General features: G+C 58.6%; 19 protein-coding genes, 1 tRNA gene and 1 pseudogene. 3 read left to right on the top strand and 18 right to left on the bottom strand.

Annotation, left to right across the window (positions count from 1 at the left end; genetic code table 11):
* Positions 1–63 precede the first annotated feature (63 nt).
* On the bottom strand, positions 64–279 hold the full coding sequence (locus IC37_RS05250; RefSeq protein WP_030129687.1) for an AlpA family transcriptional regulator: 216 nt from the start codon (positions 277–279) through the stop codon (positions 64–66).
* Positions 280–1,087: 808 nt separating this feature from the next.
* On the opposite strand from IC37_RS05250, the gene IC37_RS05245 reads away from it, so the two are divergent.
* Complete coding sequence (locus IC37_RS05245) at positions 1,088–2,143, top strand: hypothetical protein (protein WP_256580665.1); 1,056 nt, start codon at positions 1,088–1,090, stop codon at positions 2,141–2,143.
* Between the two features lie 70 nt (positions 2,144–2,213).
* On the opposite strand, the gene IC37_RS05240 is transcribed toward IC37_RS05245, so the two are convergent.
* The 16 genes from IC37_RS05240 to IC37_RS05170 form a co-directional block, all read right to left on the bottom strand.
* Positions 2,214–2,414 (bottom strand): hypothetical protein, encoded by a 201-nt coding sequence (locus IC37_RS05240; protein WP_030129689.1) that lies wholly within the window; start codon positions 2,412–2,414, stop codon positions 2,214–2,216.
* A gap of 1,712 nt (positions 2,415–4,126) precedes the next feature.
* Positions 4,127–4,531 carry a hypothetical protein gene (locus IC37_RS05235; RefSeq protein WP_030129690.1) on the bottom strand — a complete coding sequence of 135 codons (405 nt, stop codon included), beginning with the start codon at positions 4,529–4,531 and terminating at the stop codon, positions 4,127–4,129.
* Positions 4,532–4,641: 110 nt separating this feature from the next.
* Entirely contained in the window at positions 4,642–5,229 is a 588-nt protein-coding gene (locus IC37_RS05230; protein WP_030129691.1) for a tail assembly protein, read from the bottom strand.
* Positions 5,226–5,630, bottom strand: a complete 405-nt coding sequence (locus tag IC37_RS05225; protein WP_256580664.1) for a helix-turn-helix transcriptional regulator — start codon at positions 5,628–5,630, stop codon at positions 5,226–5,228. Before IC37_RS05225 ends, IC37_RS05230 begins: the two co-directional genes overlap by 4 nt.
* Before the next feature lie 128 nt (positions 5,631–5,758).
* Complete coding sequence (locus tag IC37_RS05220) at positions 5,759–7,204, bottom strand: DUF927 domain-containing protein (RefSeq protein WP_371916307.1); 1,446 nt, start codon at positions 7,202–7,204, stop codon at positions 5,759–5,761.
* Positions 7,191–8,072: a toprim domain-containing protein gene (locus IC37_RS05215; RefSeq protein WP_030129694.1), complete on the bottom strand. Its 882-nt coding sequence runs from the start codon at positions 8,070–8,072 to the stop codon at positions 7,191–7,193. Before IC37_RS05215 ends, IC37_RS05220 begins: the two co-directional genes overlap by 14 nt.
* The gene (locus tag IC37_RS05210) at positions 8,065–8,340 is read right to left on the bottom strand and encodes a hypothetical protein (RefSeq protein WP_081729320.1); all 276 of its coding nucleotides are present in this window, start codon (positions 8,338–8,340) and stop codon (positions 8,065–8,067) included. The genes IC37_RS05215 and IC37_RS05210 overlap by 8 nt, the downstream gene beginning before the upstream one ends.
* Positions 8,341–8,360: 20 nt before the next feature.
* The gene (locus IC37_RS05205) at positions 8,361–8,885 is read right to left on the bottom strand and encodes a hypothetical protein (protein ID WP_030129695.1); all 525 of its coding nucleotides are present in this window, start codon (positions 8,883–8,885) and stop codon (positions 8,361–8,363) included.
* Positions 8,882–9,046 carry a hypothetical protein gene (locus IC37_RS30055; protein ID WP_177409375.1) on the bottom strand — a complete coding sequence of 55 codons (165 nt, stop codon included), beginning with the start codon at positions 9,044–9,046 and terminating at the stop codon, positions 8,882–8,884. Before IC37_RS30055 ends, IC37_RS05205 begins: the two co-directional genes overlap by 4 nt.
* Positions 9,047–9,582: 536 nt before the next feature.
* Complete coding sequence (locus IC37_RS30855; RefSeq protein ID WP_030129696.1) at positions 9,583–10,230, bottom strand: KilA-N domain-containing protein; 648 nt, start codon at positions 10,228–10,230, stop codon at positions 9,583–9,585.
* Positions 10,227–10,529: a helix-turn-helix domain-containing protein gene (locus tag IC37_RS05195; protein WP_030129697.1), complete on the bottom strand. Its 303-nt coding sequence runs from the start codon at positions 10,527–10,529 to the stop codon at positions 10,227–10,229. The genes IC37_RS30855 and IC37_RS05195 overlap by 4 nt, the downstream gene beginning before the upstream one ends.
* A gap of 1 nt (position 10,530) precedes the next feature.
* Positions 10,531–10,800, bottom strand: coding sequence for an AlpA family transcriptional regulator (locus tag IC37_RS05190; protein ID WP_030129698.1), 270 nt, complete (start codon positions 10,798–10,800; stop codon positions 10,531–10,533).
* A gap of 101 nt (positions 10,801–10,901) precedes the next feature.
* Positions 10,902–11,795, bottom strand: a complete 894-nt coding sequence (locus IC37_RS05185; RefSeq protein ID WP_030129699.1) for a DUF6387 family protein — start codon at positions 11,793–11,795, stop codon at positions 10,902–10,904.
* Positions 11,796–11,975: 180 nt separating this feature from the next.
* Positions 11,976–13,217, bottom strand: coding sequence for a tyrosine-type recombinase/integrase (locus IC37_RS05180; protein WP_030129700.1), 1,242 nt, complete (start codon positions 13,215–13,217; stop codon positions 11,976–11,978).
* A gap of 168 nt (positions 13,218–13,385) precedes the next feature.
* Positions 13,386–13,462, bottom strand: a tRNA-Met gene (locus tag IC37_RS05175).
* 116 nt (positions 13,463–13,578) lie between these two features.
* Positions 13,579–15,636 carry a methyl-accepting chemotaxis protein gene (locus tag IC37_RS05170; RefSeq protein WP_030129701.1) on the bottom strand — a complete coding sequence of 686 codons (2,058 nt, stop codon included), beginning with the start codon at positions 15,634–15,636 and terminating at the stop codon, positions 13,579–13,581.
* 324 nt (positions 15,637–15,960) lie between these two features.
* Between IC37_RS05170 and IC37_RS05165 the strand changes: the two genes are divergently transcribed.
* Complete coding sequence (locus tag IC37_RS05165; protein ID WP_030129702.1) at positions 15,961–17,190, top strand: MFS transporter; 1,230 nt, start codon at positions 15,961–15,963, stop codon at positions 17,188–17,190.
* An 85-nt stretch (positions 17,191–17,275) separates the two neighbouring features.
* On the opposite strand, the pseudogene IC37_RS30850 reads toward IC37_RS05165, so the two are convergent.
* Positions 17,276–17,428, bottom strand: a pseudogene (locus IC37_RS30850) (MFS transporter); the annotation flags it as partial.
* Between the two features lie 186 nt (positions 17,429–17,614).
* Between IC37_RS30850 and panB the strand changes: the two are divergent.
* Positions 17,615–18,430 (top strand): 3-methyl-2-oxobutanoate hydroxymethyltransferase, encoded by an 816-nt coding sequence (gene panB / locus IC37_RS05160; protein WP_030129703.1) that lies wholly within the window; start codon positions 17,615–17,617, stop codon positions 18,428–18,430.
* The last annotated feature ends 3 nt before the right edge of the window (positions 18,431–18,433 follow it).

Here is an 18,433-nt window from a genome sequence, read left to right as displayed (position 1 = left end):
ATAGAAGCCCGGCCCAGCGCCGGGCTTTTCGATTCTGGTCTATGTGTCCCGCGCTCCAGCACTTCAATCTCCGACTGGGTTTAGATCGAACATCCATTGAGCGATTGCCGACTGACGCCAAGCCACCGAGTTGGGGCCTATCCTGACCTGTTTTGGGAAGGTGCCTTCCCTGATCCGCCGGTATACCGTATTTCGGCCCAGGCCAGTGGTGTGCAGCACCTCGTCGAGGCGCAGGAAGCGATCAATGTTCTCGGTTCCTGGTCTGTTCGTGGAAGGCATCGCTTCGACTCCATTCGAGAAAATGAAAGCGTAGCAGCGTTGGTTCATTGGCATTGACACTCAGCGCGTGACACAAGCTGCTCACTGCTCGGGGGCATTTTCAACCGGTGAAAATGCGCGATGCCTGGGGGGTTGTGTATAGCCGTTTAAGCGATGCCCAGGGGGGTGTGTATAGCCGGCGTAGGAGTTAATCCAAAGAGAGCCTGGTTGACCGATTGCACATGATTGCGAGTGTGGTCCCAGTGCCACACAGTGGCGTTCCCGCCACCCTGTTTCGGGGCGCGGTCGACAAATGACTCAGTTCATTTCTGGAGGATTGTTTTCACGAATGAGAGCCGGCGCCAGTGTGTTGGGATCTACACAGAGTGTAGATTTCAACACTCGATGAAGGTAACGGTCAGCCTGGCGCAGCGAGCGGCCATGGTTAATGGATACCAAGCTGGCCGGCCGGGCACTAGGTCGCGGCTGTGAAACCTTAGCGCAGCCTCGTCGCAGGTGCCGGCCGAGGCGATAGAAGGACTAAACCGGATTATTTCTTGGCTGCCGTTTTGACCACCCCAAGGAAAACTGTCAGCGTGATCCCCACTCCTGGGCAAAAATTCAGAGGCTGCTGGAGATGGATCAAGATCGCGTCCACAGAGACACCCTGTACTCCGAGGTTTGGACCACCCCTATGGTCTCCCTCGCTCCCAAGTACGGAGTTTTCGCGGTGTTCCTGAAGCGGGTTTGCGCCCGCCTGAACATACCTTGTCCGCCAAGAGGCTATTGGGCAAGGAAGCAATCGGGACAGAAACTAAAGACACCGCCTTTGCCTAAGTCCCAACCTGGCGATCCTGTCGAGTGGCGGAAGGGTGACCAATTGCCGTCTAAAACGGGTACTGAACTGGCTGAGGCCGCTCCGAAAAAAGCTGGTGCCAGACGGACGATGGTGATGGGGTCTTTGGATTCATTCACGAGCGGCAGAGTCGCTGGCGACGGCTACCTCAAACCCGCAAAGCGTAACCTCCCCGACCTTGTAGTCACTGAGCCCACGCTTCAGAGGGCAGCGTCAGTTCTGCTGAAACTTGCGAACTGTTTCCGTGAAACGAACTTTCGAATTTCAATCGCATGCGGTGAAAGCGGCTTCACACGTAAGGCGCTTGGAAATGAGGACGGGCGGCTGAAGCGATCGGCTTTCGAGACAGATGTTTGGGCGCCAGCTCGGCCAACAATCGTCTTCATCGGCGAGGTAGCGATAGGGCTGACTGTCTACGAGGCTACGGTTGAAAAGGAGATGGTCTATCTCGATGGCCAGTATTGGCCCGTCAAGGAGGCTAAAGAGCTCAAGCCAGGGCTGTGGGATCGAAAGTCGAAGACGTTTTACCCGCGAAGTACTCAGCGTGTTGCTTCCAAACGACTTTGCCTTAGGGCTTACAGCCCGTATGGGCGGGTGGACTGGGCTCATACCTGGACTGAGGACAAAGTAAGTCTTTCGAAACAACTCGACGGCATTGTGTTGGCTTTGGTGGAGCGGTCGAAAATATTGGGGCCTCAGATTGCTGAGGCTGACCGGCAGGCGGCAGAGGAGCGAAAGAGGTGGGATGCAGAGCGCGCAATAGCGACTGCTCGCTACGAGCGCTCGCTGATTATCCAGGCCCGGGAAGACTCGCTACGCAACCTACTGAAGATCATCGACAAGTGGAGTTCTGATAGGAAGCTACAAGATTTTTTCGACGACATCTCCACCCATTCAGCTGATATGAATGGCGAAGCTCGCGCGGAGCTTTTAGCAAAGGTTGAGGAGGCGAAGTGTCTGCTTGCAAGCTCTGACAGTATTGAAGCGCTGATGTCATGGGTGTCGCCTCCACCGAAACCGCCCGACTAAATAACGCTATGACAACTGCCCCGGTCAGGTGCTGGTAACTACCGAGATCCCGGAAGTTAGGCTGGGACGATTACAGACGCATTTCCCTGATGACTCGCCGAGGCTCCGTGCCCTGTGAGAGCGCACGCCTAGCATCCTTGGTGAGCTGGTCAAGTGCTTGCTCTTCAAAGGCTGCCGCCATGACGCTGGCCTTCCTGATTATCAGCAGCGCCAGCTCGGGTGGAAACACCACCTTGTCGGCGGGCAGGTAATCACAGTCGATAACGGACATGGGTTAATCCTCGGTGTGCGGCTGAAAAACGCTATTTGGATGACGCCAACTATTGTAGGCAGATTACCTGTTCTGGCCTGCTATCAGGTCATCAGACGCCCCAGTTAATACTTGACGAGTATCGAGCCCCGGCGCGCAGGTATCACGCTGGCGGCGGCGCAGTGCTTGGGCTGTGGACGATTCCGAGGGTATCTGTTGGCGGGAATCCGTCTAGGGCCTGTCTAGTACTGCTTGATGCGCTAAGGTTTTACCTGCCACGGTATTCACCTCCCCAGCTCGCCGCCGCGGGCTGGCAAGCGATAGAGCCGTTTCCTTGACAACCATCTGAGGAATTTTAGACGGGGCTGGTGCTGGCCAAGCTGCGCGAATGCTCGCAAGCATTGCCCTGCCTGGCTTTCAGCGCGCCAGCCGGTGGTGGTTCTGGATAAATCCGTCCAACCCTGTCAAAAATTTCGTCAAGGCTGGTCAAGGTTTTAGCCATTTTGGACGGTGTGGGGCGCTCGGATGCGGTGTGATCCTCCGCGCATCAGGTGGGGCGCGGCTGTCCGGGCGGTTTGACTGTTCGGCAGGGTCAGAATCTGTCCAGTGCCTGTCCAGAATTTGTCTGGGGTCTGTCAGGGGTATGAGACGGCCAGGGCGGCTTGTTTGACGGCTCCCGCGAGGAATCAGCCTCAGACGCACACCCAGCGCCGGTTTCGTCTCATGCCTGTCTCACATTCCGTCAAAGCGTGGTCAAAGTAGCGGGCACTCGACACCGTTGATTCCTACACAATGTGTTGTTTTCAACACGCAGGAACCTGATAAAGCCTGACATTGGAACGGCTGGCGTGGGTCATTCATGGGGTGTTTCCGCAAAGGGGGCATTCGACCTAGATCAGCCTCATTCATGGGGTTTGGTTTTCGCAGAGCTGGTTTCATTCATGGGGTTTGTTTTCGCAACGCTCATTCAACGTCGCTTTCGCGTCCTTCGCACCTAATCCATGGGGTTGTTTCGCAAACCTGCGTTTGGTCAGTGAAAAACACTGTAATACCGTGGAAACCACAGTGGAAACAGTGACTGGCAACCATAGCTTTTGATAACAGGCAGACTGCCAGGTTCGCGCCTTGGTGGTTGCGATCCAGAAGTGCGAACTTATCGTGCGAACTACCGGTGCGAACTTGCTGCCGGTACGCATTTGCGAGCGCGTACTGATGGTGCGTACCAGTCTGCGTACCAATGCCGGACCACCCTACTGCAGAGGAGGTTTCCGCGCACTCCAGGTGCGTGACGGTCGTGCGTGAAACACTGCGCGAAAACATGCCAGTCGATACTTGACGCAGGCCTTCCATGGGGTTGGTTTTCGCAAACGGTGTTTTGATGGTTTTGTGACCGGTGAAAAGTGGCACCCAGTGGTGGCAACCGCACCTGGTAACCATCGCTGGTACCACTACGGAATGCCCTCAATCCATGGATACCAGAATGGATACCGGGCGACTTGGTGAGCGATAGCGACTTATCAAAACTTAACGTTTAGTCGTCGCGATAACCTGTCAGAACCTGTCATCGCGCGCACGCCAGTACCTAACAAAACCTAACGTTGGATCGAGCGTATCGGCTTGGCGGGATGCTGACAAATGTTGACATCAGATCGGCCCATCACCGCTGTCAAAGCACCCCTGTTAGTAAAAGTTAGTGTCTGGGGTGGTCTTGGACAAAAATCGTCTGTTTTCGTTTAGAACGCGGTTGGCGTAATGGCGAGCCCGCCAAGAGTTACCGAAATGCGTCGACGAACTGATTCGCCGGACTTCAAATCAACCTCGGTTTCCACAAGGCCGCCGCCACCGCACGCGGAGCTCGGTTTGACGCCCACCACATGCTTGCCTGGAGCGAGCCCGAACCGAGCTACCTCACCAGAAGAAAGCTCGGCAGCCAGCGTTCCGTCGATGTAGAGCCGGTGGTTGCAGCCGGCCCCGAACATACCGCTGTCACGCGTAACAACAAGTTGGGTGCCGCCATCGGAGGGAAAAGCATAAAGCCTTGATGGAGGTACCGGATCGGCATCACCAGCGGAAATGGGGGAGGTTGAGCAGCCCACCAGAAGTATCGAAGAGATCGCCAGCAGTCCTATTAAACGCATAGTCTCGTCATCCATTCACGATAGACAGAAGCATGGAAACTACCACGCTCCTGTGTGAGATTTGAAAGTGTAGTCGGCCTAGGACGTCCTACGGCCAACAATGACCTCACTCATACCGGCAAGGCCTCCGCCCATGTACCTACTGCGACAACGCTGGAGCCGACCAGAACCTGACCGTATACGATCGGCACCGGCAGGCCTTGCTGGGTTGAGTTGACCGCCCCGTTGAACAGGTAGCTTGGCTTGTTCTCGGTGGCCGCTTGTTCCTGCTGGCTTGGCGCTTTCGGCACAGGGGTGAGCATCTGGACGACGCCGCCGAGAACCATTGAAATTCCCATGGCAACTAACGGCCCACCCATAGGAGTAGCCCAAAGAAACGCACCGGCGACAATCAGGACGGCACCCAGCACTACCTGAAGTATTCCGCCGCTCTTACTGCCAGCGATGACAGGGACGATGCGAATTTCGGTTGTCCCGCTCAGCGTGAATTCAGTCTCTCCAACGTTAACCCTGTTGCGGAAGATCGCGTACCGCATGCCAAGCCGAGCCTGGTCACGGATAAAATCCTCAAACCCATCAACGGTATGCTTCAGGGCGCTGAAAACTTCTTGGGTCGTACCTGTTTCGAGCAGGTATTCGCGCTGCCGGAAGAATCTTTGAGCAAGGCTGCCGGACAGCTTGATCGTGGTCATGGTCATTTCGAAATCTCCGACGTATCGACGCCAAGCTGGCGAGCCAGCGCAATTCTGGACATATGGGCTTGCTCCCTGATGGCCTTTTCTCGGTTGAGATCTGGATTCCAGGCCGTGCAATGGGTGGCGTGATAAGCGCGAGCGCCTCGGAACGTTCCCCGCAGCAACTCCGCGGAAATCTGAGCTTCTTCTCCGGTGAAGAATGGCCCGTCGACGATGACCTTCTGACCGTCACGCATATGCCGAACCTCCCAGACGACATAGCCACCGATGACGCGCGGCTCATTGGCAAAATCCGTGGCGTTGCATGCCTCCGTGAAGCGATCACGATGCGTTGGCGGTTTGCTCGCTGTGTTGCTGTCCTGTTCTGTCATGTGTACCTCTGGTGCGCCGCTGGCGCTGGTCATGGGCTGATGCCCGGTGTTGTTGCTCGATGCCACGACACGTTTTCTTTATCCGCAAAACGTGTCGCGTGACAGGTCGCTTACTTGCCGACGATGCTCAGGGTGGGCGGCAGCTTCGTGCCGAACGAGGCTCATGGGTTGCTCTCCATTGGCGTGCTGTCATATCTGGCGCGCAGGCTGGCGCCAGCCGTGCAATGGCGTCCTGTAGGCGCATAACAGGCGCTGCAAACCAAGACGTGGTTCAGGTATTGGTCGCGGGCCTGTCGCCACTCGGGTGTGGCTGTGGCGGAGTTGGTGTAGGTGCTTGCCGGTAACTGGGCTGCGCGCTCGACCAACACCAAACGTGGACGATCCGTGGTGCGATTCGCCATGCTCGGTTTGTCGGCGCCAGCGATGGTCGGCGGGATGTGATCGAGCAGGCAGGAAAGTAGGCTCATTGCGCCACCTCGCCCGGATTGCCATACATCCCAAATGTGCGTTCGGGTACCGGCGTTTACGTCGCCCATGCGCAACTCGGCGCCAGCGTGGGCGGCATTGCCGGAAATGGCGGCGTGCTCAGATAGGGAGCGCTCGCCACTGGAGAGCGTCAGCAGGCGCCAGCTCAGTTTGCCCCGGGCTTCACGCTCGCGGGTCATGGTGCCTTTGCCCTGGCCATTGGCGAGGGAGTAGGCCATTTCTTGCACACGTTTCGGGTCGGCGCGCTTGATCTCGTCCAGCGGCAGGATGGTGTCGTTACGGCTCGACGCTTCGATCTCCAGCCCGCCCTTGGTCATGTCCCAACTGGCGGCGAACACTCCCGGGTCACCCCACACCGACGAACCGATCAGTTGCGCCAGCGACTTGCCGCTCGAGCTGTCGCCCACCAAGTGAACGCCGCCCCCCAGGACGCCGACCAAGCTCAACAGCGGGCCGGCGAGCGAGCAGCCGATCGCCAATGTCAGTACCGGGTTGCCAGCGCACTTGGCGGCCACATCCGACTGCCATAGCGCCAACTCGCCGCGCTGACTGAAAAGTACCTGCGCCTTGTTGCTGGCCTGGTACCGCACATTGGCACTGCCGATCGTCCGCCCGGGCAACACGAACGCCCCCGACTCATGCCAGCCCGGCCGGCAGGTAGTCGCGAACACTTCGGCGGGGTGCTGATCGAGCAGGTACTCCATGAACGTGCCACGCTTCTTGAGGGCGATGATGACGCCCATGCCGAACAGAGCTCGCCGGGCGTCCTCGCCGCTGCCGCCGAAGACCTCCATGGCGATGATCCATTCCTTGATGCCGCCCTCTGTGACCAGGCGCAGGAGCCGTCCCTCGCTGCCGTCGTCACTGTTGGTGGTGCGGGCCACAACCGTGACAGGGCTGGAGATCCACTCATCGGTGATCGGACGGTCGGCGGCGTCGTTACCTGCGTCGTCCTGATCGGCGGCGGTGCGCTTGAAGCTGTGCCAGTACACGCCCGGGCGCAGCTTACGGCCGTTCTCGTTGGTCACCCAGTGCTCGTACACCGCCCAGCAAGGACGAGCAGGTGCGATGGTCGCGGCTTCTGGCCGAAGGTTGATAACGTTGGTATCAGGCTTGGCCATTGGCGAGCTTCCAGTTTGCGAGGTCGTTGAAGTCGGTGAGGTTATCGGGCGCATCTTCTGGCCACTCGGGGAAAGCCACTTGGCCGCCGACTGCCGCCGCGGCTGCGTTTGCCGCTGTGCGTCCCGGGTTGCCGTCGGTGAGCCGGTCATCGTCGCCAGCGACAACGATTGACTGGCCCGGGTAGCGCGAGCGAAGGCCCATTGCCGCCGAAATCAGGTTGCCCGCGTTCATGGCAGCGGCGACGACATAGCCTCCGTGTTGGTGGAGGCTGGCGCCCGTCGCCCACCCTTCGCAGATGCAGAGCACGGAACCGGGCTCGATGATGCCTAGCGGCGAGTAGGTGCCCTTCACGCGGCCGCCAGGCAAGAAACGCTTGGCGCCGTCCGGGGCGATTCTCTGCAGATTGACCAGGCGACCATCGAGGTACAGCGGTACCAGCAGATCAGCGCCACGCTGGCGCAGGCTGTGGGAGCGAACTCCTTTGGCGGCGAGATAGGGGTGATCGGGTGCGGCGCGACGTGCGTTGCGCCACCAGCGGTTGGCCAGCTCAGCGGCCTGCTGCTGGCGCCGGTGCTGCTCGGCCTCGCGCTGGCGCCTGGCATGATCAACTCGCTCGCGGATCTGTGCGGCCTCCTGGGCGTCCACAGGCTCCCGACTACACCATGTGCTGGCGCCTCCGGACTTCCAACTGCCAAACGCACCAGAGGCGATACCGTCCAGGTACAGGACATACCAACCATTGAGAGTGCCGGGCTTGTCGTCCGGAACGCGGAACCGGTGGATGGTGCCGTCAGCTATGGGAAGCCAGTCGATTGAGCCATAGACGGTCTGGAGCGCTTCACGGAATAGGATCGTCGCGTCATCCATGACTGGCGCTCCCAGCGAATGCCCGGCAAACCCGACCATTGTTCACGCCGTGCCAGTGAGTGATCTCGTCGATTGATTCAACGAGACAGGCCGTCACTTGGGCGTCAGCACTGCGCATCACTATCCGGCCACACTCTGCGTCAGACTCCGTGAGGAACGGGCCAAGCAATGCCTTCAGCGCTTTTGGATGAGTCACATAAAACAGCTCTGTGGCTTTTTTCGGGCAAGCCGATCCCGTTGACGCTGGCGCGCCATTTTGAATCTTCATGTGCTTAAACCTTTATCGAATCAGCAATTCACGGGAGTCAGCGACGCTGTGCGCTGGCGAGAATCTGGTCGTGGCCCCTCAGGCACCCGAAGCTGCGTCGCCAAGTGGCGAACATGTGGTTGGCCAAACAGCATGTGGTTGACCTTGGCCGCTTTGTCAGACCACTGCTCATGGTCCGGGCCGTGACCTATGCGGTTAGTCACAACCCATTCCGGCAGCTGTTTACGCGCCCGCATTTCATTGAGCATGGTCCACCAGGTCAGATAACGGGTGCGCTCCAACTCCATCAGGTCAATGAGACTCTGATACTCAAAGGCGCATGGCCGGAGGTCGTCTCCCGCTCGAATTTCGTCGATGCCAAACAGCGCATGATTGACGATGCTTCTTTCGAGCATCGACTCTTCATAGTCGGTATCACTACCAACTACTTTGGTGCGAACCCACTCTGGCAGCTGGTTGGAGATGCGCAATTGATTGAGGACACTCCACCACGAAGATGCGTGCTCGCGCTCGGCGAAGAGCGAAGACAAAAGCTGGCGGGTCATTTTTCACCCCCTTGCTCGGCGATCGCGTCGTCGAGGAGTTCCGCCCAGGCCATGGCGGTGTGCTGGGCCATCACAGCGGCGACACGGGCGACAAGGATTGGCGTGGAGGGTGAGGCAATGATGGCAAGCGCCAGGCTCAGCAGTACAAGGATGTCTTGCACATCACGCAACTCATTAAGCGGACTGTCGGCGGACGACGCGGAGGGGTTGGGTAGGGTAAGTCATACGGCACCCCCTACAGCTTCCAAGGTCCGGACAATGGCCATGTGGGCGTTGTATTGAGTGAGGCGGACAGACAGGGACGAGTTTGCGCGGAGTGCGCTCAGCGCCATGCGGCGGTGAGCAAAGGCGCGAATTTTGGACGGAATGAGGGCGTGCATATGCGGAGCTCCTTTTGCTTTAGAGGAGCTGCCACGATCCTTCCTACGGGATTGGGTGGCAGCTGTGCACGGGGTAGGAATACCGGGGCAAAAGGAACCCGGCCAGGCCGAAGCCTGCCCGCACACAGCCGCCATAACACAGAACTGCAGACGAAAAAAAACGCCGGCAGTGGTTATCTGGGCGCTGTTGCGCCTTTTGCTCATCGGGTTCCTACGCCCGGTCGCTGAATTTGCAGCGACGGGCAAACCATACCGACGACTACGACTGCTGGCAAGAGAAGTTATAGACCATTCATCGTGGGGCATGAGGATAGTCGTCATGCGGCATCACTCCGAAGATGCTTGGCGCGCAGGCTCTGGATGTAGCGCAGCAGCGAGGATTTGCGGGCTGCGAAGTCTTTGCCTTGGCCGATCAGCAGTACGTCGCGGATCTCGATCAGTGAAACCAACACCAGTTCATGTGCCGTGAGTTGATCGCGGTCGCGGCCGGCGAACTGCCCAGTGATTACCAGATTGATAAGCCTGGCTTCGTTGATGAAGTGGTGGCGCTGGGGAGTTTTACCGCTTTCTTCGCAGGCAAACGCCAACGCATCACACAGACCGCGATACCCGACGGCCGATTGCTGACGGGCCTGCTGCCAAGTGCTTTGATCGCCGCGGAGCAGGGCGTCGATCTGATCGTCACACCAGACGGCGAAGTCCACGGAAAGCCACCGGGCAAAGGCTACTGCCAGCTTGGGATGGAGCCAGGTGCCACCGTTGCGGCCACGCTGGGTGCGGACTAATTGCGGGATTTTCCCGCATTTAGCTAAGGCCTCCAGGTAGGCAACTGTTTCGGGAAGGCGCAGCCATTCGTGAGGCAGTTTGCCGAAGCGTGTGGCAGCTTCAGTGGCGTTGATCCAGCCGTCAGCATTGAAGCGCACAGCCTGGCCTTCGTAGGCGAAGGGAATGATGCGGGCGCTCATACAGTCACCCCGGCTGGCGGGTTGGTGCTGAGGTAGTAAAGGGCAATGCGTGGATGCCTGCGGCCTTGGTCGTCGGTCAAGTCGAGTCGGTGGGTTAGGATCTTGTGACCCAGGCTGCGCAGCTCGTTAATGCGAGCACCAGGGCGAACGATATTCAGCTCGCGGATTGCCGTGAATGTATCAATCGGCCTGACTTGCAGCCACTCCAAAAGACGAGCGCGCTGTGCTGTTCCGCTGGTATTCTCTACGTGAGTATTTTCGTGGCTGGCCTGTTGGTCGGCCATTTTTTTTGAGCTCATGTTATGCAGCCTCCCCTCGCAGGGCGATGCGCTGGCGCACCCAGGCTTGGACCTCGGCCAGCACGAAGCCCACCGGCGAACCGCGTGACTTGCTGTTGCTCAGGGGCACCGGGCGGGGGAAGGTCGGATCGTCCTTGAGGCGTTTGTATACGGTGGGGCGGGCGAGGCCTGTGATGGCTTCAAGATCCGGCATGCGGATCAGGGTGATGGTTGGATCGAAGTTCTTCGCGGTAGTAGCAGACTGCAGTTGAGGCGCGTGGAGTGCGTGCATGTTTTGTTTCCCGTAATAGCAGTAGACGACGGGAGACAGGTTATGGATGTAAGTGAGTGCTTTCGATCCGAGTTCCTGCGCTCGGAACTTTCCGGAAGGTTTCAGTCGCTGGAACTTTCCGTTTTGGCTTGTGCTCTGATGGCGGCTTCGACGGCAGCCAGTGCCTGAATCTCTGATAGGTCGCGCATTAAGCTGTCGCCAAGCGGGGCAACGGTCTTTCTCAAATTTGCTTCGCCCGCGTCATAACGGCTTATGGCTGTTGACATCACTCGATCAGGAATATGGCTGTTCGTTTCCATTTCCCAAATCAGCAAATCAACATATGGGAGCAATCCATAGCGTACCCAGCGATCGTACAAAGGCTTGGTGCGCTTTGTGCTGACAGGCTTATGGGTTGATCGGGCGTCCTTTAGCCACATGGAAAATGCTTCTTTCAACACCGCGTCAGATGCGCCAAGGTCAACCTGTAAGATGGGAATTTCAGTATTTCCACCGCCGAAATGGCGACCTTCGTTATCGTAATAATTTATCGAAAGCGGGGTGTTTGCATGTTCCGCCAAGTCAGAAATTGTATACCCGTTGATGGCATTCCATCGTCTACTGATCCCCTTTGTGGCCAAACCGACGCTCTCCGCAGCAAGATCTCTGTCTGCTTGCCAGAATAGGTCCATGACGAACACAGAGCGTATCGGCTGGTTACTAGCGTGCGACATCCAATCGCGGAATTTACCTTTGGATGGGCTGCCTATGGGTTCATCTCTAATCGCCCGTGCCGGCTCCAACACTGCCGACCTCCAGAAATCGATTACAAATTCAAGCCAGGTTGCCGAACCGTCGTGTACTACTCTCGAATTGTAATCAGGGTGCAGTGTTAGCAAATCGCGACGACGATCTAGCTGTTCTAGCCACTCTGCCGCGCCGAATAATTCACACCCTTGGTACTTCTCCAGGTCGAACCACTCCGGCAAATCCTCTACACGATCAATCTTTGCCATCCTCACACCCTCCCAGGCGATCCCGTGCAAAATAGATCGGCTGGCCAGGCGGATGGGAAGTCCGCTTTTCGCTCCGTCGAGCTAGGCCAGCCAAAACGCTATGTCTGCCCGATCACTGGATATTCGAACAGCAACGGATTTCAGTCTATATGCGTCTACGAGAACAGTGGAAGGCCCGGTTCAGGCCCTCTTGCCAAAGTCGCCTTGAACAACCACTCCACCGGCCAAGCCGTCGAGGTAGTTTGCATACCATTGCATCATCGTCGCGCGCTGCGGCAGGTACTGGGCCTTGTTGTAGACGCCCGCAACGCCTGGCTTCTTGTGCGATAGCTGGGCCTCGACGTGGTTTTCATCAAATCCATTTTCATTGAGCACCGTCGACGCGATATGCCGGAAGCCGTGGCCAGTTTGTCGGCCCTCATATCCCATCCGACGAAGCGCCATCAGAAACACGGTGTCACTACGCGGCTTGGTGTGGTCGCTGCGGCCTGGAAACAGGAGTGGATAACTGCCTGTGTACTGGCGTAGTTCCTCCAGAGCCTCGATCGCTTGCGACGAAAGCGGCACCAGGTGCTCAAGTCCTTTCTTGCGGCCTTTGCGCTCGACGGGGATTGTCCAAACCTTCTTGGCAAAGTCGAACTCAGACCACTGTGCTTCGCGCAACTCACTGGGGCGTACAGCGAACAGGCTCAGCAAGCGCAGGCCGAGGCGCACGTCGTGGGCATGGGGATAAGCTGCGATGGCGCGGATCAGGCCCGGCAGTTCATCCGGCGACACGTGGGCGTAGTTCTCTGCCTTGCCTGACTGGAGGTATTTTTGAAGGCCTTCAAGCGGGTTGTGAGTTGCGCGACCGGTCACTCTGGCCAAGTCGTAGACGTCTCTGCAGTACGAGCGAACCCGGCTCATCTGCTCGAGGATTCCCTGCTGCTCCATGCCACGAAGAAACTCCATCCATTCGAGCGGGGTGATCTCTGCATAGGGGCGCTTACCGAACACGGGGAAAACATGACGCTCGAAGGCGCCCATGATTCGCTTCGACGTGCCTGCGTCCCAGTTGGTGAGCCGTGAGGTGTACCACTCCCGCGCCAGCGGCTCGAATGTCTCGCTGGCAATGTTCCTTTCCGCTTTCTTGCGAGCCTGCTTTGTGACTATCGGGTTCTTGCCGTCAGCGGCGTCGGCGCGCAGCTCGGCAGCTTTCTGCCTAGCCACCGATCCGCTCACATCGGGATAACCGCCCAGCCCAAGCCATGACCATTTTCCGTCGGGCTTCTTGTAGCGAAGCTGCCAGGATTTCTGACCGTCAGTTTTCACGCGGAAATAAAGACTGTTCCCATCGAGCTCGCGATATTCCTTGGCGTCAGGCTCTAGCCCGGCCAGCGCGGTGTCGGATAGGGGGCGGCGCTTTATCTCTGAACGCTTCATTTGACTTGTATCCCCTCGGTTCAATTATTTGTCGAGGATACACAGTGGGATACACGGAGGGAAGGGATAGGGGGATACAAGGAGGAACAGCCAGAAACAAGAAAGCCCGCACTAGGCGGGCTTCTTGTTAGCTTCGTAGACATCCAGAGACATCACGAAACAGGTACTTGGTGGCTACACAGGGACTTGAACCCCGGACCCCAGCATTATGAATGCTATGCTCTAACCAACTGAGCTATGTAGCCAAGTGGCGCGCATTATTCACCTGGAACGAAGATGCGTCAAGCGCAAATTTAAAATATTTCTCCACACTTTCAACCGCTTATCCCGCTGACCCGAAAAATCGGGCCAGGAGAGGGCGTCAACCAAGCTGAAATCTCCCGGTATTCGCACTCAAAGCCTTGCTGCCCTGGCTCAAGGTGTCCGCAGCCAGATTCACCGCCCGTGCGCCTTCAAGTAAGCGCACCGCGGCCTGATCGACTTGCTGGATGTTGCCGCTGACTTCATCGGCGGTGTTCGCTTGCTCTTCGACGGCGGTGGCGATGTGCGCCAGGGTATCGGTGACGCTCTGCACCGCGCTGGCGATTTGCCCCAGTCGCTCGCCGAGACCGGTGACAGCTTGCGCATCCGATTGGGCCTGGCCGCAGGCTGCTTCCATCAGGCTTACGGCTTCATTGACGGTGCTGCGCAGGCTATCGACGGTGCCGGCGATTTGCGCGGTGGAGGACTGGGTGCGTTGCGACAGGCTGCGCACTTCATCGGCCACTACGGCAAAGCCACGACCTTGCTCGCCGGCCCGTGCGGCCTCGATGGCGGCGTTAAGGGCGAGCAGATTGGTCTGCTCGGCCACGCCGCGAATGGTATCGACCACCAATTGAATCTGCTGCCCTTGCTCGCTGACCCGACCCAGTGCCGCCGCAGTGTCGTTCAAGCGCTGATTGAGCTGCTGAATACTCGCCGTCGTGCGTTGACTGTCGCGGCTGCTGTCTGCGGCGATGCGCTGGGTGTGCTGAGCGCTGCCTGAGGCCTGTTCGCAGCTCTGAGCGACACCTTGAGAGGTGGCCGCCAGTTGCGTGGCCGCAGCGGCGATCTGGCTGATTTGCAACTGCTGAGCCTCGACTTCGCCGAGAGCGCCGCTGGAGTGATCGTTGAGGGTGCGCACCGCGTTGCTCAGTTGCAGGGTTTCATGATCGACCCCCAACAGACTGTTGCGCAGTTGCACCACGGCGACATTCAGGGCGGTGCTGATCGCCGCCAGTTCGTCGCGGCCCTGCACCGGTACTTGCAGGCTCAGGTTGCCGTCACGCAGTGCTTCGGCCAGTAGCGTGATGCCGCTGGCGCTGCGACGGATCGAAGCTTGCAAACAGATGAACAGGTACAACGCAGCCAGTAGCAGGCAGCCAAAAACTGTCGCCACCAGGATGAACTGGCGGATGGCCGAGCCGTGGTAATAATCCAGCCGTTGATCCAGCGAAACCAACGATTGCTGGCGCAACGAGGCGAGGTCGCCGAGGAGGGCGTCGAGACTGCGTTCAAAGTCTTCCGGCTTGAGGTTGATGCTGCCGCCGAAGACGCCCTCGTCCAGCACTTTCAAACCGGCGTCCAGGTGTTTGAGGCTGTCGTGGTATTGCCCGGCCCAGGTTTGCAAGGCGCTGGGCAGACGCGCTTCCAGCAGGCCAGCCGTTTTAACAAGCTGCTCCCGGGCATCGCCGATGCGGCTGCGCAAGTCCCGCAGTTGCAAGCGGCTTTGCAGGGTGAACTGCCCGGACACTACTGAGGCCTGACCGACGGCGGCGAGGCGACCGACCCGTTCGATCAGGTCCGGTGCGTGTTGGGTGGAAATCTGCGTCAGCAGCCAGGTTTCCAGCCAGGGCGCGAGGGTCAGGCGACTGTCCATGGCGATTTGTTCGCGCAAGGCTTGCAGAGCACTCAAGGCATTGGTGAAGCGATCGTAACCGTCCGGCCACCAACCGACGCTGCTCAGGCTTTTCGAGTCCAGGCCGGTGAGGGCGGTTTGCAGGGCCTGATAGCGGGTGAGGGTTTGGCCCTCGGCGCCTTCGGTTTTCAGGGCATTGCCCAAGTCCGTGGTGGCTTGGGCGACGGCCGGCTGAACCGCGTCGAACGCTGCCATCGCCGCGATGGTTGCGGGTGTCGGCTGGCGATTGGTTTCGGTGGCGCGCCAACGAGCGGCGCGGTCACGCTGGGCGGTGAGCAGATTGTCGAGCGCATCCAGGGCGAGCAATTGACGAACTCCGGCGCGTTCGCCGGAGATCAGGTTCAACTTGTCACGATAATCCTGACCGATCATCCACAGACTGCCCGCGAGTGGCAGGATAAACAGCAGAAACAGCAACTGAAATTTGCGGGCGAAGCCGAATCGCCCCAGCAGCCCGATCCCCGGTGATAAAAAAGCCTGCATGCCCCATGACTCCTCTGGACACCACGCATCATTAGCGTGCGTCGAGGTCATTGCGACCGCGACTTGTGCCCTTCTAAAAGGCCTCGAAAGTTCACCTTGGTCCGCTCTGTAGGCCGACTCTGTAGCGAAACTTCCCATTCTCGGTTCCCTTTGTAAGGGGCCGCGTTGAAGCGGATAAACAAGGCAAGATTCAGACCATGGCTTTGCGCTATCACCTTCTTTTTTTGAAGTCGTTAGCAGGCTAAGGGGATGGCGCTACTGCACCGGAAAATGGCACATTGACCGACCTGCCAGTGCGCACCCATCCGCAGTACGGAAACTCTCATGGCTATCAGCAACACTCAGTCCGCCGCCACGTCGGCGCCCGCCACTTCACAAGGCAGCCCGCTGGTCATGCGCATCATCGGCGCGGTGGCGCTGGCACATTTGATCAACGACCTGATTCAGGCGGTATTGCCGTCGATCTATCCGATGCTCAAGGCCAGCTATGGCCTGACCTTCACCCAGGTCGGTCTGATCACCCTGACTTTCCAACTGACGGCCTCGCTGTTGCAGCCGTGGGTCGGTTACCACACGGATCGTCATCCCAAACCCTGGTTATTGCCGGCCGGTACAGTCTGCACATTGATCGGCATTCTGATGATGTCCGTGGCCAGTAGCTTCCCGATGATTCTACTGGCGGCGGGGTTGATCGGCGTCGGCTCATCGACCTTTCACCCGGAAGCTTCTCGTGTGGCGCGATTGGCTTCGGGTGGACGTTTCGGCTTGGCGCAGTCGACATTTCAGGTCGGCGGTAATGCGGGCTCGGCTTTCGGTCCGCTGCTGGCGGCGGCGATTATCATTCCCTACGGTCAGGGTCATGTGGCCTGGTTCGGATTGTTCGCGCTGTTTGCGTTGTTCGTGCTGTATCGGATCAGTCGCTGGTACGCCAACCACCTGAACCTGTTCAAGCTCAAACAAGGTCAGGCAGCGACTCACGGCTTGTCGAAAGGCCGGGTGATCAGCGCACTGGTGGTACTTGGGTTACTGGTGTTCTCCAAGTATTTCTACATGGCCAGCCTCACCAGTTACTTCACGTTCTACCTGATTGAAAAATTCGACCTGTCGGTGGCCAGTTCGCAGTTGCACCTGTTCCTGTTTCTCGGCGCAGTGGCGGCGGGGACCTTCTTCGGTGGGCCGATCGGCGACAAGATCGGGCGCAAGGCGGTGATCTGGTTCTCGATCCTTGGCGTCGCACCGTTCACCCTGATGCTGCCCCACGTCGATCTGTTCTGGACCAGCGTCTTGAGCGTGGTGATCGGTTTCATCCTCGCCTCGGCATTCTCGGCCATCGTGGTGTATGCGCAAGAACTGGTGCCGGGGAATGTCGGGATGATTGCCGGAGTGTTCTTCGGCCTGATGTTCGGCTTCGGCGGGATTGGCGCGGCGCTGCTTGGGCATCTGGCGGATATTCACGGCATCGAGTACGTGTACTTTCTGTGTTCGTTCTTGCCGTTGCTTGGGGTGTTGGCGATCTTCCTGCCCAGAACCAGAAAAGCCTCACCCTCAGTCTAATCCTGAGCAAAGCGGGCAAGTCGGACGCCGCCCGCCACTTCCCCATTCGAATGGTGTTGGTCAGGCTGCCGCAGGGCGCCGCCGTTCCTGCCGACAGCCGCAGACGATGAGGCAGCACCGCGCGCCAAGCGTCGGTCCGGTACACCCAATCCAGCCGACACACAGCCGATATTCAGGAACACTATGCCCAGGCTGCTCGGCGCGAAGGGGTGTGGCTGGCACTTATGCCGAAGCTTTCTGCATGCGTTCGAATGATGCCATCAGGTATGAGCTGGCAGGTCCATCCAATTACCGGGCGGGACAACCAGACAATGCATCTGGGTTGCTTTTTAGCGCAGATCTGTACATTGAGTTTTCCACGGTCGGTAGTAACGATAGGCGCCCCAATCCCCGGGGGGGGGGCAATCACCACAGGAAGACACTTATGAGCACTCATACCCGCACTAAACGATTGACGGTTCCGCAACTGGTCGCAATGAAGGGCCAACAGAAAATCGTATCCCTGACGGCGTACTCCAGCTCTATTGCCAGGCTGATCGACCCTATCGTCGACTTCATTCTGGTCGGTGACTCTACTGCAATGGTGGGCTATGGTCGGGCCTCGACGCTGAGCATGCAGCTCGAAGAAATCATCGGCCACACCCGGGCCGTGGTCGACAGCACACGTCTGTCTTGTGTCATCGCCGACATGCCTTTTGGCAGCTATCAGGAATCTAACGAGCAGGCCTTTCGCAATTGCGCCCAGGTCCTGGCGCGTACCGGTTGCGATGCCGTCAAGCTGGAAGCCAACAAGTCTCTGGCGGGTACCATCGAATTTCTGGTGGCGCGCGGTATTCCGGTCATGGCCCACGTCGGGCTGATGCCGCAGTTTGTCAATGTCATGGGGGGATTCAAGGCTCAGGGCCTGACCGCCGAAACCGGCGCGGTAATTGCCGAAGATGCTCGGGCTAATCTCGAAGCCGGAGCTTTCAGCCTGTTGCTCGAGGGTGTGGCCGAAGGCGTAGCCCGGCAAATTACTCTGGATTCGAAAATGCCCACCATTGGCATCGGCGCCTCACCGGCCTGCGACGGCCAGGTGCTGGTGACCGAAGACGTGCTGGGTTTGGGCGGCGAGCAGGTACCGCGATTCGTCAAACAGTACGCCGATGTCGGCGCGGTGATTCGCGACGCTTGTGAGCGTTTTGCCGAAGAGGTGCGCGATGGCCGATTCCCTGAGTCACGGCATTGCTATGGGCTCTAGGCA

The organism is Pseudomonas sp. QTF5 (genome assembly GCF_000512695.2).
Lineage (GTDB): Bacteria > Pseudomonadota > Gammaproteobacteria > Pseudomonadales > Pseudomonadaceae > Aquipseudomonas.
The sequence above is the reverse complement of the archived record's forward strand: the minus strand, read 5'-3'. Positions and strand labels throughout refer to the sequence as shown.

Coding starts and splice junctions, on each gene's coding strand:
- IC37_RS05250 (WP_030129687.1), bottom strand. CDS start 279: ATGCCTTCCACGAACAGACCAGGAACCGAGAACATTGATCGCTTCCTG.
- IC37_RS05240 (WP_030129689.1), bottom strand. CDS start 2,414: ATGTCCGTTATCGACTGTGATTACCTGCCCGCCGACAAGGTGGTGTTT.
- IC37_RS05235 (WP_030129690.1), bottom strand. CDS start 4,531: ATGCGTTTAATAGGACTGCTGGCGATCTCTTCGATACTTCTGGTGGGC.
- IC37_RS05230 (WP_030129691.1), bottom strand. CDS start 5,229: ATGACCATGACCACGATCAAGCTGTCCGGCAGCCTTGCTCAAAGATTC.
- IC37_RS05225 (WP_256580664.1), bottom strand. CDS start 5,630: ATGACCAGCGCCAGCGGCGCACCAGAGGTACACATGACAGAACAGGAC.
- IC37_RS05220 (WP_371916307.1), bottom strand. CDS start 7,204: ATGGCCAAGCCTGATACCAACGTTATCAACCTTCGGCCAGAAGCCGCG.
- IC37_RS05215 (WP_030129694.1), bottom strand. CDS start 8,072: ATGGATGACGCGACGATCCTATTCCGTGAAGCGCTCCAGACCGTCTAT.
- IC37_RS05210 (WP_081729320.1), bottom strand. CDS start 8,340: ATGAAGATTCAAAATGGCGCGCCAGCGTCAACGGGATCGGCTTGCCCG.
- IC37_RS05205 (WP_030129695.1), bottom strand. CDS start 8,885: ATGACCCGCCAGCTTTTGTCTTCGCTCTTCGCCGAGCGCGAGCACGCA.
- IC37_RS30855 (WP_030129696.1), bottom strand. CDS start 10,230: ATGAGCGCCCGCATCATTCCCTTCGCCTACGAAGGCCAGGCTGTGCGC.
- IC37_RS05195 (WP_030129697.1), bottom strand. CDS start 10,529: ATGAGCTCAAAAAAAATGGCCGACCAACAGGCCAGCCACGAAAATACT.
- IC37_RS05190 (WP_030129698.1), bottom strand. CDS start 10,800: ATGCACGCACTCCACGCGCCTCAACTGCAGTCTGCTACTACCGCGAAG.
- IC37_RS05185 (WP_030129699.1), bottom strand. CDS start 11,795: ATGGCAAAGATTGATCGTGTAGAGGATTTGCCGGAGTGGTTCGACCTG.
- IC37_RS05180 (WP_030129700.1), bottom strand. CDS start 13,217: ATGAAGCGTTCAGAGATAAAGCGCCGCCCCCTATCCGACACCGCGCTG.
- IC37_RS05170 (WP_030129701.1), bottom strand. CDS start 15,636: ATGCAGGCTTTTTTATCACCGGGGATCGGGCTGCTGGGGCGATTCGGC.
- IC37_RS05165 (WP_030129702.1), top strand. CDS start 15,961: ATGGCTATCAGCAACACTCAGTCCGCCGCCACGTCGGCGCCCGCCACT.
- panB (WP_030129703.1), top strand. CDS start 17,615: ATGAGCACTCATACCCGCACTAAACGATTGACGGTTCCGCAACTGGTC.